The 13,723-nt window shown below is 59.1% G+C and carries 14 protein-coding genes; 12 read left to right on the top strand and 2 right to left on the bottom strand.

The window, feature by feature from the left end; all coding sequences use genetic code 11:
- Positions 1 to 15: 15 nt before the first annotated feature.
- Positions 16 to 1,023, bottom strand: coding sequence for a hypothetical protein (locus AXF19_RS02235; RefSeq protein ID WP_066844482.1), 1,008 nt, complete (start codon positions 1,021 to 1,023; stop codon positions 16 to 18).
- Between the two features lie 13 nt (positions 1,024 to 1,036).
- Complete coding sequence (locus AXF19_RS02230; RefSeq protein WP_066844479.1) at positions 1,037 to 1,447, bottom strand: hypothetical protein; 411 nt, start codon at positions 1,445 to 1,447, stop codon at positions 1,037 to 1,039.
- A 185-nt stretch (positions 1,448 to 1,632) separates the two neighbouring features.
- Here AXF19_RS02230 and AXF19_RS02225 point away from each other — a divergent pair, with 185 nt between their 5' ends.
- The 12 genes from AXF19_RS02225 to AXF19_RS02170 all read left to right on the top strand — a co-directional run.
- On the top strand, positions 1,633 to 3,159 hold the full coding sequence (locus tag AXF19_RS02225; RefSeq protein ID WP_066844476.1) for an organic solvent tolerance protein OstA: 1,527 nt from the start codon (positions 1,633 to 1,635) through the stop codon (positions 3,157 to 3,159).
- A complete protein-coding gene (locus tag AXF19_RS02220; protein ID WP_066844473.1) occupies positions 3,153 to 4,151 on the top strand; it encodes a bifunctional heptose 7-phosphate kinase/heptose 1-phosphate adenyltransferase in 999 nt (332 codons plus the stop codon). Before AXF19_RS02225 ends, AXF19_RS02220 begins: the two co-directional genes overlap by 7 nt.
- Positions 4,145 to 4,609 carry a D-glycero-beta-D-manno-heptose 1-phosphate adenylyltransferase gene (gene rfaE2, locus AXF19_RS02215; protein WP_066844471.1) on the top strand — a complete coding sequence of 155 codons (465 nt, stop codon included), beginning with the start codon at positions 4,145 to 4,147 and terminating at the stop codon, positions 4,607 to 4,609. Before AXF19_RS02220 ends, rfaE2 begins: the two co-directional genes overlap by 7 nt.
- A 62-nt stretch (positions 4,610 to 4,671) precedes the next feature.
- Complete coding sequence (gene waaF, locus AXF19_RS02210; RefSeq protein WP_066844464.1) at positions 4,672 to 5,694, top strand: lipopolysaccharide heptosyltransferase II; 1,023 nt, start codon at positions 4,672 to 4,674, stop codon at positions 5,692 to 5,694.
- A gap of 37 nt (positions 5,695 to 5,731) precedes the next feature.
- A complete protein-coding gene (locus tag AXF19_RS02205; RefSeq protein ID WP_172837346.1) occupies positions 5,732 to 6,928 on the top strand; it encodes a glycosyltransferase family 9 protein in 1,197 nt (398 codons plus the stop codon).
- Between the two features lie 25 nt (positions 6,929 to 6,953).
- Positions 6,954 to 7,952 carry a D-glycero-beta-D-manno-heptose-7-phosphate kinase gene (rfaE1, locus tag AXF19_RS02200; protein WP_066844461.1) on the top strand — a complete coding sequence of 333 codons (999 nt, stop codon included), beginning with the start codon at positions 6,954 to 6,956 and terminating at the stop codon, positions 7,950 to 7,952.
- Positions 7,949 to 8,920: an ADP-glyceromanno-heptose 6-epimerase gene (gene rfaD, locus AXF19_RS02195; protein WP_066844458.1), complete on the top strand. Its 972-nt coding sequence runs from the start codon at positions 7,949 to 7,951 to the stop codon at positions 8,918 to 8,920. The genes rfaE1 and rfaD overlap by 4 nt, the downstream gene beginning before the upstream one ends.
- Positions 8,910 to 9,419, top strand: a complete 510-nt coding sequence (gmhB, locus tag AXF19_RS02190; RefSeq protein ID WP_066844455.1) for a D-glycero-beta-D-manno-heptose 1,7-bisphosphate 7-phosphatase — start codon at positions 8,910 to 8,912, stop codon at positions 9,417 to 9,419. Before rfaD ends, gmhB begins: the two co-directional genes overlap by 11 nt.
- Before the next feature lie 20 nt (positions 9,420 to 9,439).
- Positions 9,440 to 10,210 (top strand): glycosyltransferase family 2 protein, encoded by a 771-nt coding sequence (locus AXF19_RS02185; RefSeq protein ID WP_066844452.1) that lies wholly within the window; start codon positions 9,440 to 9,442, stop codon positions 10,208 to 10,210.
- A 20-nt stretch (positions 10,211 to 10,230) separates the two neighbouring features.
- Positions 10,231 to 11,376: a glycosyltransferase gene (locus AXF19_RS02180; RefSeq protein ID WP_009440986.1), complete on the top strand. Its 1,146-nt coding sequence runs from the start codon at positions 10,231 to 10,233 to the stop codon at positions 11,374 to 11,376.
- 14 nt (positions 11,377 to 11,390) lie between these two features.
- Entirely contained in the window at positions 11,391 to 12,296 is a 906-nt protein-coding gene (locus AXF19_RS02175) for a VirK/YbjX family protein (protein WP_066844449.1), read from the top strand.
- Between the two features lie 55 nt (positions 12,297 to 12,351).
- Positions 12,352 to 13,723: capsular polysaccharide export protein, LipB/KpsS family (locus AXF19_RS02170; protein ID WP_216634959.1), on the top strand; the 1,372-nt coding region annotated here is incomplete at its 3' end.

Raw genomic sequence — 13,723 nt, 5'->3', positions numbered from 1 at the left:
AATTATCAGTGATGTCTATACTTCATCATCGTAGACGCTATTATCGTAGCCATCGCCGCCCGCAGTGGTCTGCGCCGCCGCACTTTGGAACGGCGCTGCGCTGTCGTAGGTGGTCTGTACGCCGTAGACGGTAGTGTCGCTCTGTGTCTGGATGTAGAGCTCGGTGCCTGCGGGGAGGTCGATGTTCTTGCCGTGGACGAATGCGCCCGCGACGACGCCGAGCGGCCCAAGGACGGCGATGCCCGCGAGCGATGCGCCCGCAGCCATGGCGAGATGCTGCATCTCTTTCTTTGCCTCTTCGCCGATGTAGGTGGTGACATAGGTGCCGTCAAGCGCCTTTGTGTTCTTAAAGTCGATGTCGACGGCGGCATTGCGCCCGAAGTTCTTCGCTTGTTTCACCTTCGTGACTGTGCCCTCGCCGCGCGAGCCCTTTGTGAAGACGAGGGTATCGCCGACGAAGACGTCGTCCGCAACCTGATACTCGATTGTGTCACCGACCTTCAGGTTTTTGGCATTGACGGGGGTCACGAGTGCGACCTTGACGAGGGTGTTCACGGGAACGGAGACGGGGGTGACGGGGATCTCCTTCGTACCGAAGGACGCCTCGGAGAGGGTGGAAATCCTCTTTTGGAACGTGCCCTCACTGGTCTTGCCGAGCAGTGCGACCTCCATCTCGCTGACGCGCTCCTGCACGGGGCGCAGACTCGTCTCGTGGTTGATGTTCCACTCAATCGCGTTGAGGTTCATGAGGACGGACGGCGTTGTGCTGTTCGTATACACCTCGTCGTAGATGGCGTCGATGCGTGCCATCAGGCTGCCCGAGCGATGCTTGCCGTCATAGTCGCGCTCAAGGCGGTTGATGCGGTCGATCAGCGCGCCCGTCTGCTCCTGCCCGTAGGTGTCCTGCTCGATGAGTGCGAGCTTGGACTGGACGGCGTTGGGCGGCTCGGCCGCGAGTGCTGTGCCGAAGGACGTGAGTGCGAGCACGAAGGTCAGCACGAGTGCACAGATTTTCTGCTGCATGAATGATCTCCTCCTACCGTGGCTGCTGCTGTTTTGTCGCCAGCAGTTCTTCAATGAAGTCTGCAATACTTCTGAGCGGCGAAGCCGGGGTGTATTGCTGCGGTGCATCCATGCCCTGCGTTGTACGCAGGACTTCCTTTGTATCGTAGACCTCAACCTGAGCGGAGACGAATTGGTACGTTCCCGCCTGCGGGTTGAGGCGTGTGCGGTACAGATAGCGGCGGTTCTCAGTCGCCTTCACGACGGCAACAACGGCGTCGCGCTCCGTATCCGAGACGCGCACGACGGTCGCTGCATCGACATAGTAGCCCGTGTCGTCCTCCGCATCGACGAAGCGCATGTCCTCTGCCGCATTACACACGCTGAAACTTGTGAAAAACACGAGAGCGGCAAACAGAATTCCGCCGCTCATAAAACGCTGCATTTGTGGGAGTGCCTCCTTCCAAAATTTTCTGTGATTCGGGCTCTATTATAGATGAAATTTTTTTTTGCGTCAAATTTAGATTCGATGAGTGGCAGTGCACCGCGTTCTTTTCGGTTGCGAAAACTCTGTTTATGATGTAGTATAAGAACGACTGAATTCTTTGTAAAAGACAGGAGAACGCGCCGATGACCAAGGCTATGAAAACGCGCATCCTACTCGCTCTGACTACTGCCTGTACCGTGCTTCCGCCGGCTGCACATGCTGCCTACCGCGGGGACACGGATACGGGCTTTCAGCATCTGGATTTCATCGAGAACGAGCGGCGTGAGGAGCGTGAGAACCGCCTCACGGAGGAGCAGGTGAAGCTGCTCGCCGATGTGGGGGAGATGGAGAAGTACCTGCGTCATCCCGTGGATGCGGCGGCACCGTCGCCGATTGCGTTTGAGGGCGATGATCTGACCTATGACGAGCGTACGGGCGACTTCACGGCGAAAGGGCATGTGGATATCGTGCAGCTTGCGGCGCGGCGTTTTCAGGGCGACTATGTGGAGGGCAACACGGCCTCGGGCGAGGTCTCCGTTCCTGATCGCGCGCATATGCTGCAGCTGACAGAGGGCGCGGCACGCGTGACGCTCGACGGCTATCGCATCAACTACAACTACAAGACGCGCGAAGGCACGATGGCGGAGGCAAAGGGCAAGGTCGGCGGCTACTACATGACGGGCAAGCGGTTCGAGTTCTATCCGGACAAGATTGTGGTCTACGACGGTACGCAGACGAAATGCTCGGCAGAGAAGCCCGACTACCATTTGAGTGCGGATGTGGCAGAACTGTATCCGGGCGACCGCATGGTGCTGACGAATGTCAAGTTTTGGCTGAAGAACAAGGTTATTTTTACGAAAAAGCACTACGAGGTCGATGTGAGCAAGCCCATACAGCGGAATCTCCCGTCGGCGGGCTATGACAGCGATGACGGCCTCTGGCTTGAGCAGACCTTTTCGTATGATCTTGCGCCGCGCGTGACGGCGAGCGCGAATCTCTATGTGACGACGAACAAGGGCTGGCGCTCGCACTACGATCTCGGCTGGGAAAACAGGGGCACGGAGGCACTCCTGACCTACGGCGTGTTCGAGGACGGTGATGACGGCTGGATCAAGAAGGAGCCGTCTCTCATCCTCAGCTACAACAAGCGCCTCGGCAGCATGCCGATCACCTACCGCCTGTACTCCGAATACGGGCGCTGGTATGGCAGCGGCATTCACAGCAATCATTGGCAGTACGGCATCTCTGCCGTGCGCGATACGATCCGCTTTCACGGCTATCGGCTGGATCTCGCGGCGGGCTACTCCATTACGCGCGAGAGCTATGACGGCTCGCGCGTGCAGGGCTTCAACGCGAGTGCCTACATCACGCGGCCGTTCAACGAGCGCTTTGCGGCGTACATCGGCGGCGTCTACACGAAGAGTACGAAGGCGAACACGCTCTTTGAGTTCGATCAGGAGGACTATTCGAAGATTTTGCAGGCGGGGCTCAGCTACCGTCTCGATGAGCACAACCGCATCGGCTTCGGCACGAAGTACGCCGTCGATCCGCACAAGTGGACGGATGTGGACTATTACTGGTTCCACGATCTGCACTGCTCGCAGGTCATCCTGCGCTATCGCTCCAAGCAGGATTCGTGGAAGATCAAATGGGAGTTTACGCCATGGTAAACGTACTCGCGCAGATGGAGGGCACGCCCGTGCTCATCATCGGGGATATGGTGGCGGATGTCTACCTCGACGGTGAGATTGCACGCATCTCGCGTGAGGCACCCGTGCTCGTGCTCGAGGAGCGTGAGGAGCGCGTGGTCGCGGGCGGCGCGGCAAATGTTGCAAACAATGCGGCGACGATCGGCGGCTCCTCGTATGCAGTGGGGGTCTGCGGCACGGAGCGCAGCGGTGACGCCCTCCTCGCCGTGCTCGGTGAAAATGGGGTGCACACGGAGGGCTTCGTACGCGCAGAGGCGCATCCGACGATTACAAAGACGCGGATCATCGCGGGCGGGCGGGCGACCGTCAGCCAGCAGATTGTGCGCGTCGACCGCGAGTGGCATACGCCGCTGACGGCAGAGACGGAGGAGGCGCTGCTCGAACGTATACGGGAGCTCCTTCCGCAGGTGCGCGGCGTTGTGCTCTCGGACTACGGTTCGGGGACAGTGACGGAGCGCGTGCGCCGTCTCGTCATCGAGGAGACGCGCAGGGCAGGGATTCCGAGCATCGTGGACTCGCGCTATGACATCCTTTCCTATGAGGGCATCGGCTACGTCAAGCAGAACGATGCGGAGCTTGCGGCGGCGCTCGGGCGGGAACTGCGCTCCGAGGAGGAGATTCACGCTGCGGGGCATGAGCTGCGTGCGCGGCTCGGCGCGGACGGCGTGCTCATCACGCGCGGGGACAAGGGCATGACGCTCTTCCTCGCGGACGGCACGGCGACGAATATCCCCGTGAGCGACCACAGCGAGATTTTCGACGTGTCGGGTGCGGGCGATACCTGTGTCGCCGTTGTGATTCTCGCACTCGGGGCGGGCGTTGACCCGCTGACGGCGGCACGCCTCAGCAATATCGCCTCGGGGATTGCCGTGCGCAAGCGCGGGACGGCGACCGTCTCATACGAGGAGCTGCGCGCCGCGCTGACGGCGGGGAAGGAGACGGAGCAATGCTGATTCCTAGCGAGCGGATTGAGGAATACGCGGCGATCCTGCGTGCGGCGGGTATGCGCGTCGTCTTTACGAACGGCTGCTTTGACATCCTGCACGCGGGTCACGCCCGCTATCTCGCGGCGGCGCGGGCGCTCGGCGATGTGCTCATCCTCGGGCTGAACAGCGACGCGTCCGTGCGCCGTCTGAAGGGCGAAACGCGCCCCGTGAATAGTGAGGTGGATCGTGCGGAGGTCGTGGGCGCATTGAAATCGGTGGACGCGGTCGTCATCTTTGGCGAGGATACGGCGGAGGAGCTGATTGCAAAGGTGCGCCCTGCGGTGTATGCGAAGGGCGGCGACTACACGCGCGAGACGCTGCCCGAGGCGCGCATTGTCGAGCGCTACGGCGGCGAGGTCGCCTTTATCCCGCTTGTGGCGGGGAAATCTACGACGAGCATTATCGAGCGGGCGGGGCGGAAGTAGGGGGCGCGTTCGCGTGGGATAAGCACCAGAACCAACCTTTGACGATGAAAGGAGGGCAGGACATGAAGAACATCTTGGTTGTCAAACTGAGCGCAATCGGCGATGTGATTCATGCCCTGCCCGTTTCGTATGCCATCAAGGAGCGCTTCCCCGAGGCACACCTGACGTGGGTCGTCGAAAAGCCCGCCTATCCGATCCTCGAGGACAATCCCTACATCGACGACATCATCCTCTTTGAAAAGGCAAAGTTCCGCAGCGTCAGCGGCTTCCTGCACGAGATCGGTCCCTTTCGCCGCCGCCTGCGCGCGCGGCGCTATAACGCCTCGCTCGATCTGCAGGGGCTGTTCAAATCGGCGGCAATCGTGTGGAATGCGGGCGCACGGCAGCGCGTCGGGACGGCGAATATGCGCGAGGGCGCGCATCTCGTGAGCCGTCCTGTGCGTGGTGCGCACGCAGCGGGGCACATCGTTGAGCGCTATCTCGATGTTGCACGTGCACTCGGCTGCACGGTCGATGAGGTGCGCTTTCCCGTCGCCGTATCCGAACGCGACCGAGCGGCAGCAGAGGCACTGCTTGCGCGCGAGGGCGTGCAGGATGGGCGCGCGTTTGTCGCCTTTGCCATCGGTGCGAACTGGCCGAACAAGCGCTGGCCTGTGGAGCATTTCGCCGCGCTTGCGGACAGGCTCTACCGCGCGCATTACGTCCCCATTCTCGTTGGCGGCGGGCGCCTCGATGAGACGCTTGCGCAGGACATCATGGCGGCGAGCGAGATTCCGCCCGTGAATCTCGTCGGGCGCACGAATCTGAAGCAGCTCGCGCATATCTTCACGCGCGCCGCGCTCGTCCTCGGCGGCGATACGGGACCCGTCCACCTCGCGGCGGGGCTCGGCACGCCGACCGTCATGCTCATGGGGCCGACCGACGCGAACCGCAACGGCCCGTACGGACAGCAGGAGAACGCCATCGAGGTCGACCGCCCCTGCCGCGCCTGTTGGAAACGCGCCTGCCCGAAGGGGCTGGACTGCCTCGCGGCGATTACGCCGGAGATGGTCGTGGAAAGAATGAGGCCGCTGCTTTCGCGGTAGTGTGCAGGGAAGTATTCGCCTGTGGGAGGCTGTAAGTTTGTACCGAAACATTCTCGTCATCAACCTCATGCACCTCGGCGACCTGATGCTCGTGACGCCCGTGCTGCACACGCTGCGGCAGAACTATCCCGCCGCGCGCATCACCCTGCTCGCGGATGCGAAACTCGCGGACATCGTGCGGGAGAATCGGAACATCGACGAATGCCTCCTGATCGACAAGAAGGGGAAGGACAGCAGTCTCCTCGGCATCCTGCGCTTTGCATGGCGGCTGCGGGAAAAGAAATACGATCTCGTTGTCAATCTCCACCGCAACGAACGCGCCTCGGCACTCGCGGCACTCAGCGGCGGCAAGCACATCATTGGTTATGCCAAGCCCGGCTTTGCGCTCCTCTTTGACCATGTCAGTCCCGATCAGCATATGATTATGCACGAGATCCACTCGCACTATGCGGCTCTGCGCGCGGCGGGCGTAATCGACGAGATTACGGAGGCAGGGCTCCAGATGTGGCTGCCCCCTGCGGCAGAGGAGGAAGCGGCGCGCCTCTGGGCGGCGCATTTCGCGCCGGAGGACAAGGTGATCGCACTCAACATCGGCGCGAGCTGGCTGACAAAGCGGTGGGTGGACGAATACTTTGCGGAGGTGGCGGATACCTACCTCGCGCGCGGCTATCACATTGCCGTCATGGGCGGGCCGATGGATGTGGAGATTGTCGAGCACTGCCGCGCACAGATGCGGGAGCGCGACAACGAGCGCCTGCACATCTTTACGGGGAAGGTCAGCCTCGGCGTTCTCGCAGGGCTCCTGCGGCGCTGCATCCTCTTCATCACGACAGACTCAGGTCCTATGCACGTCGGCGTTGCAATGCATGTGCCCGTCCTCTGTATGTTTGGCGCGTCACCCATCCCCGGTTTCTACCCGTACGATGCGCGCAGCATCTCCGTGCGCGCGCCCGTGCCGTGCCACCCCTGCCGCATTCACGAATGCCCGCTCACGGGCGAGGAGCATATGAAGTGCATGAAGGGAATGCCGTCCGACCTCATCATCCGCTATGCCGACCAGATGCTTGCGGAGTGCGGGGAGCAGCCCGCCTATGCGCTTGCGGCACCGACGGCGTTCGAGACGCGGGTCGTGGAGCAGGTGGACGGCACGTTTGTCCTTGCACCGGAGGGGGCGGCGGCACGCGTCGTCCGCCCCGTGATGCCCGCAGGGCTGAAAGCACACGGTTTCGATTGATATTTTCAAAGATAGGAGCGTTCTCATGGATATGGCAAAGATCCGCGCAACCGTTGCGGAGAAGAGTGTACGCAGCAACATTCTCGTTGTCGGCGATGTCATGCTCGATAAGTATTACTCGGGCGAGGTCACGCGCATTTCGCCCGAGGCGCCCGTGCCGATCACGCACGTGACGGGCACGCGCGAGACCCTCGGCGGTGCGGCGAACGTCGCGCACAACCTCGCGCTGCTCGGGACGAATGTGAGCATTGCGGGCTATGTCGGCGATGACGCGCACTGCAAGAGCCTCCTTGAGAAATTCGCCGCGCGCGGGATTGACTACGCGGGGCTGGTTCACACGGATCGCCCGACCACGACGAAGATTCGCATCATCGGCGGGCATCAGCAGATGCTCCGCCTCGACTTCGAGGATGCCAGCCCGATTGACGGCGCGTATGCGGAGCAGTATCTCTCGTATATCGATCAAAAACTCAACGAGAGCATGGACTGCGTCATCATCTCGGACTATGGCAAGGGCGCGTGCACGGAGTTTGCATGCCAGCACATCATCCGCGCGGCGCACGATCACGGCGTGCCCGTCATCGTTGACCCGAAGGGCGCACAGTGGGCGAAATACCGCGATGCCGACTATCTCACGCCGAACATCAAGGAAATCAACGAGATCATGCTCGAGCCGATTTCGAATGACAACTTCGAGGTCGAAAAGGCGGCGCGCTATGCCATCCGCAAGTTCGGCATCCGCAATGTTGTCCTCACGCGCTCGTCAAAGGGGCTTTCGCTCATCCACGGCGAGGAGGTCGCGCACATTCCGACGCGCGCACAGGAGGTATTTGATGTCTCGGGTGCGGGTGATACGGTGATCGCTGTGTTCGGACTCGCACTCGCGGGCGGACTGAAGCCTGCGGACGGCGCGTATCTCGCGAATGTTGCGGCGAGCGTTGTTGTCTCGAAACTTGGAACGTATGCGGTGAGCAGGGAGGAACTGCTGCAGGTGCTCGACCGTCAGGAGGTGGCAAATTCATGATTATCGTTACGGGCGGTGCCGGCTTTATCGGCAGCAATCTCGTCCACGCGCTGAACGCGCGCGGGCACAAGGACATCCTCATCGTTGACGATCTTGCGGACGGCGAGAACTATAAGAATCTGCGCGGGCTGCACTTCATCGACTACCAGCAGAAGGACGATTTCCTCCACCTCATCGAGGAGGGCGACTTCGACGGCACGGACATCGACGCGATCTTCCACGAGGGCGCGTGCTCGGATACGATGGAGTACGATGTCAACTACATGATGAAGGTGAACTACTCCTACTCCAAGGCCCTCCTGCACTTTGCGATGGGCGCGAGGATTCCATTCTTCTACGCCTCCTCCGCCTCGACCTACGGCGGCGGGAAGCACGGCTTCACCGAGGGCGGACGCTGCGAGGATGCGCTCAATCCCTATGCGTTCTCTAAGCTCGCGTTCGACCGCTATGTACGGCAGGTCATCCCCGAGGCGCGCAGCCCCATCGTCGGGCTGAAATACTTCAACGTCTACGGGCCGCAGGAGCATCACAAGGGGAAGATGGCGTCCATCTTCTACCAGCTCTACCATCAGATCATGGAGACGGGCGAGGCGCGTCTCTTCCGCGGAACGGACGGGCTGGCGGACGGCGAGCAGCGGCGTGACTTTGTCTACGTCGGGGATGTCGTGCGCGTCAACCTCCATTTCTTCGAGCACGGCGGCGAGAGCGGCATCTACAACTGCGGCACGGGCGTCGCACACAGCTACAACGAGGCGGCGCGTGCCGTCATCGCCGCGCTCGGCAAGGGCAAAATCGTCTACCGCGACTTCCCCGAGGTGCTGCGCGGCAAGTATCAGAACTACACGCAGGCAGATACGACCGCTCTCCTTGCGGCGGGCTACGACGGCGGCTTCACGCCGATGGAGGAGGCAGTCAAGGAATACTGCGACTTCCTGACGGCGGGCGGGTACTTCCCCTATGCCGACTAAGGCGATCTTCTTTGACCGCGACGGCACGCTCAACGTCGACGTGCACTATCTCCACGAGCCTGAGAAGTTCGTCTGGATCGAGGGCGCAATCGAAGCGATTCGCTGGGCGAATGAACACGGCTATCTCGTCATCGTCGTCACGAACCAGAGCGGCATCGCGCGCGGCTACTACGACGAGGCTGCCGTGCACAGACTCCACGACTGGATGAATGCGGAGCTTGCCGCGCATGGTGCGCACATCGACGCATTCTACTACTGCCCCCACCATATAGAGGGAAAGCTCCCCGCCTATGCGAAGAGCTGCGACTGCCGCAAGCCTGCGCCCGGCATGATTCTGCGCGCGATTGCGGAGCACGATATCGACCCTGCCGCCTCGTGGATGTTCGGCGATGCGGAGAGCGATGTTGCTGCTGCTGAAAATGCGGGGGTGAAGGGAGTACGGTATACGGGGGGGAGTCTCGTGGACTGTGTGCGGCGTGCTATAGAACAAGAGGAATAACCTGTCGAGGAGGTGCTCATGTGAAACTTGCCGTTATCATTCTCACGCACAATGAGGAGCGGCACATCGAGGCGTGCATTCGGAGCGCCTCGTTTGCCGATGAGATTCTCGTTATCGACGATGACAGCACAGATCACACGACGGAGCTGGCACGGGCGGCGGGTGCGCGTGTCATTTCACATCCTCTGGCAGGAGACTTTGCGGGACAGCGCAACTTCGCGCTCACGCAGACGGATGCAGACTGGGTACTCTACGTGGATGCGGATGAACGTGTGAACGAGGGGACGGAGGCGGAAATGCGCCGTGTGATGGCGGAGAATGCGCGCGCCGTGTACGAGATCAAGCGGATCAACGTCGCATTTGGGCAGCGGATGTACTACGGCGGTCACCGACCGGACTATCCGCGCCGTTTCTTCCCACGCGATGCCGTGCGCTGGGAGGGGCTCGTGCACGAGCGTACGGTGTCCGATCTCCCCGTTCGCCGCCTGAAGGGAAGTCTCCTGCACTATACCTATACGGACTGGGATCGGTATTTTCAGAAATTCAATCAGTATACGACCCTCATGGCGGAGCGTCAGTATGCAGACGGAAAGCGGGCCTCGTTCCTCAAGATTTTACTTGATCCGCCGTTTGCGTTCTTTCGTTTTTATATTCTGCAGCGCGGCTTCCTCGACGGGCGGCTTGGTTTTATCCTCGCTATGACGCATGGTTTTTATACGATGGTGAAATATATCAAGCTGCATTATATGGAAACGGATTCTGATTCCTTGACATCATTTCGGTCTGCATAGAGAAAAAGCAGAGGGAACATATGAAAATTGCCATCTTTGAAAACATCATGACGCCCGGTGGTCACGAGGTCGACTTTGATCGTATTCTTGTGGAGGAACTGAAAGCGCTCGGACATGAGATCGTGTTCTATGTGCCCGAAGGCTTTCGTTTTGGAATGGACTATCATACAGAGGTGCGCCATCTCTCCGGCGGACCCGTTTCCTACACACATGCGCGCGGCATCGGGAAACTTGTGATCTCTCTCAGGCGCACGCGCCGTCGGTTCAGCTGGTATCGCCAACTCTATCAGGCGGCGGAGGCGGGAGCGTTTGATGCGCTCATCGTTCCGACGGCAACCTATCGTTATTTGCGTGCGCTTCGCCACAGCGTCCTGCGCCGCTCGCCTGTGCCCGTCATGTTTCTTCATCATGGAATCACGCCGAAGGACGCCGACTCCTTTTTCGATGCCGTACATGGGTTGCTGGAATATCCCAATATCCGACCGACGGTCATTACTTTTGGAGACGCTATCTTTGGGAAACGTCCCGAAAATCTGCGCTTCATCGTGCCGCCGACCTATATTCCGCGGGATATTGAAGCTGCTCCGCGCATGCCTGTCAAGGAGGATGAACCTGTTACCATCGGCTTCTTTGGACAGTTTCGCAGGGAAAAAAGGCTCGAGGATCTGCTCAATGTCTATCTTGCGGGACATTATACACGCCCCGTTCGCCTGCTTGTACAGGGATCGACGATGCACGCGGAGGATGCGGAGGAGTTCGAGCGCATCATCGCCGCCTATGACGGCAAGGGGATTACGTTCCTGCATCGCGGCTTGATCGGTGCGGAGTGGCAGCGCGCCATTGCGGGGGTGGATGCGCTCCTCCTGCCGTACTCGGCAGAGCGTTACCGCTACCAGTGCAGTGCAGTGCTCTTTACGGCGATTGGTTTTCAAAAACCCGTGCTCGTGAGCGATGATATGAATCCCGCTGTATTTGAACGGTTTTCTGTTGGGGAGACCTTTCCCAGCGGTGATTCCGCCGCACTCGGGCGGACGCTCGAGACCTTTATCAACGAATATGACAGCCGCGCGCCGCATTGGCACCATGCGCTCGAAGAGGCGGCGCGCTACTATGCACCGTCGCGTGTCGCCGCGCAGATTGCGGCGATCCTCGCAGAGAAAAATTGAAACGGAGTTTGCCTATGCTTGCTGAGATTCGCGCCGTCGCCCATCGCGCCTATCGCTGGGAAAACCCGCGCGAGCGCCACCGTGCGCTCGTCTTTATGGTGCGCGGACTCCTGCATAGGAAGCAACTGCGCGAACTGTACGAATTCTTTCAGGAAACAGAAGCGCGGTGTGCCGTCTACGAGCGCAACCCGTTTCCGCTCGAGCAGGCGACGCGTGCCTTTTTTTATGCGGGCTCGACCGTGGGCACGCGGATCGCACTCATCAAGGATCATTATGCCTTTCTTGAAGCACGTCTGAACCCTGCGGATTTTGTCGATCTCGCACTCGAGCGTCCACGCGAAATCTGGCGGTCACAGGAGACGGATATAGAGTGGAATGCCTGTCTGAAATTCGAGCCGGGACAGCGCAAGGAGGGGTTGCTCTCTGTGATGATGGATGTGAACGGGACGCATCTCTATCAGATCATCTTTTGGATTGAGCAGCGTGACGGGCAGCCGACGCTTGTGATCGGTGCCATGCAGGGACCCAATACCGAGGACGCGCAGGATTTTGTCCGCGAGATGACAAAGCGCGCCCACCGCTTCCGCACGAAGAATCTCATCCTCTATATGACGCAGGCAGTTGCGCGTGCGCTTGGCGTGCAGCGCATTCTCGCCGTCTCGAATGCAGGCTACTACGCGAATAACCACATCCGCCGCGATCGCAAGCTCAAGACGGACTTTGGTGCATTTTGGGAAGAGGCAGGCGGACGGAAGACGGAGGATGCACGCTTCTATGAACTCCCTCTCACGCTCCCGCGCAAGACAATGGAGGAGGTGCCGACGCGCAAGCGTGCCGTCTATCGGCGGCGGTTTGCCATGCTGGATGAGGTGGATGCAGAGATTTCAGAGCGCGTGAAAGCCTTTATGACTCCCCTTTAAGTGATCGCATATGAAGGAAACACAGATAGAGAGGGCGTGTGTCATGAGACGCTTTGTGATTGTGGAACTGGATGGCGACCTAATTCGTGATGTTTTAAAGGAATTTCATAAGAATGGAACGATAGAGATTGTAAAATGGTACATTGCAGAAGAAAATCGGGCGGCGTTTTCTGATTTCCCTTCGGCAGAGGTGTTTATCACATCATGGCGGAGAGGCTTGTCTTATACACCGACATTAACAGAGATGGACGAGCGTCGCCTTTTTACTGAACTTGACTATATCTTAGCGAACTTTGCGCGTGATACGGAATTTTATCGTTTGCCATACTACGAATACAAGCATGTTGTCCATATGATGGCAAATTATTTTGCCGATGCGCTGCGCCGCGTGCATGCGGAAGCAGTTCTCTTTCAAGATTTGCCGCATGGTCCTACCGTCAGTGTCATTTATGCGGCAGCGCGCATTTTAGGGATTCAGACCTATTCATTGGTTCCCTCTGAGCAGGCGGACTTTTTTCATATTTGCACATCAATAGAGGATTATGGTATCTTTGAGATCCAACCTAGGGTACAGAGCGCAGGGCAAAGCGTGGTACAGATCGAGAAAACCTATCGGAAAGAGCTGGCATATATGACCGAAGAGCGGATTCGGGAGGATTTGGGCAAGTCTGGCAAACGCAGGTTTCGCCTTTTCACGCATCCGCGTGCATGGCTTGCAGAACGACGGGCGATATTAAAGCGTCACGGAGACAAATATGATTCTGTCGCGGATTTCATTGAGCGCCGTATTGTCCTCGGCATCAGCCGGTATTTTCGCACCAAAGAGTATCTTAGAGCAGCAAGGCGCGCAGAGGCGAGCAATATCAGCTGGAGTGAAAAGTATGTATATTTTCCGCTGCACCTACAGCCGGAGATGACTACGGATACGCTTGGCGGTTGCTATCGTGATCAGCTCTTGGCGATCGAGCAGCTGGCACGCATTCTTCCGAAAGACTGGCTGATTTACGTCAAGGAGAATCCGAAGCAGCTGTTCTGGATGCGGGAAAAATATTTTTTCAAACGATTGTCATGTCTGCCACAGGTGCGGTATATTTCACGTTCGGTAGATACATATCAGCTCATGCAGCACAGTCAGTTTGTTGCAACCATAAGCGGAACGGCGGGCTGGGAGGCGATTTCCGGCGGGAAGCCCGCGGTCGTCTTTGGGCAGTGCTGGTATAAAAACTTTCCCGGTGTTTTCTCGTTTTCCGATGAGCTTGACGTAGAGGCCGTGGCTGGTTATTTCATCGAGCATCGCGCCGTGGAGGAGGTATTCTCTGCATATCGAGGAAAGGCTTTGAAAGGGATCTTCCGCAGTGATTGCCTGCGTGACGCCAAGGATTTTGATGCAGGGGAAAACCATAAAAATATGCTCCAAGCGATGGAGT

The sequence above is a fragment of the Selenomonas sp. oral taxon 126 genome, from assembly GCF_001683335.1.
In the GTDB taxonomy this organism is placed as follows: Bacteria; Bacillota; Negativicutes; order Selenomonadales; family Selenomonadaceae; genus Centipeda.
This window is presented reverse-complemented; position numbering and strand designations above follow the sequence as displayed.

Coding starts and splice junctions, on each gene's coding strand:
- AXF19_RS02235 (WP_066844482.1), bottom strand. CDS start 1,023: ATGCAGCAGAAAATCTGTGCACTCGTGCTGACCTTCGTGCTCGCACTC.
- AXF19_RS02230 (WP_066844479.1), bottom strand. CDS start 1,447: ATGCAGCGTTTTATGAGCGGCGGAATTCTGTTTGCCGCTCTCGTGTTT.
- AXF19_RS02225 (WP_066844476.1), top strand. CDS start 1,633: ATGACCAAGGCTATGAAAACGCGCATCCTACTCGCTCTGACTACTGCC.
- AXF19_RS02220 (WP_066844473.1), top strand. CDS start 3,153: ATGGTAAACGTACTCGCGCAGATGGAGGGCACGCCCGTGCTCATCATC.
- rfaE2 (WP_066844471.1), top strand. CDS start 4,145: ATGCTGATTCCTAGCGAGCGGATTGAGGAATACGCGGCGATCCTGCGT.
- waaF (WP_066844464.1), top strand. CDS start 4,672: ATGAAGAACATCTTGGTTGTCAAACTGAGCGCAATCGGCGATGTGATT.
- rfaE1 (WP_066844461.1), top strand. CDS start 6,954: ATGGATATGGCAAAGATCCGCGCAACCGTTGCGGAGAAGAGTGTACGC.
- rfaD (WP_066844458.1), top strand. CDS start 7,949: ATGATTATCGTTACGGGCGGTGCCGGCTTTATCGGCAGCAATCTCGTC.
- gmhB (WP_066844455.1), top strand. CDS start 8,910: ATGCCGACTAAGGCGATCTTCTTTGACCGCGACGGCACGCTCAACGTC.
- AXF19_RS02180 (WP_009440986.1), top strand. CDS start 10,231: ATGAAAATTGCCATCTTTGAAAACATCATGACGCCCGGTGGTCACGAG.
- AXF19_RS02175 (WP_066844449.1), top strand. CDS start 11,391: ATGCTTGCTGAGATTCGCGCCGTCGCCCATCGCGCCTATCGCTGGGAA.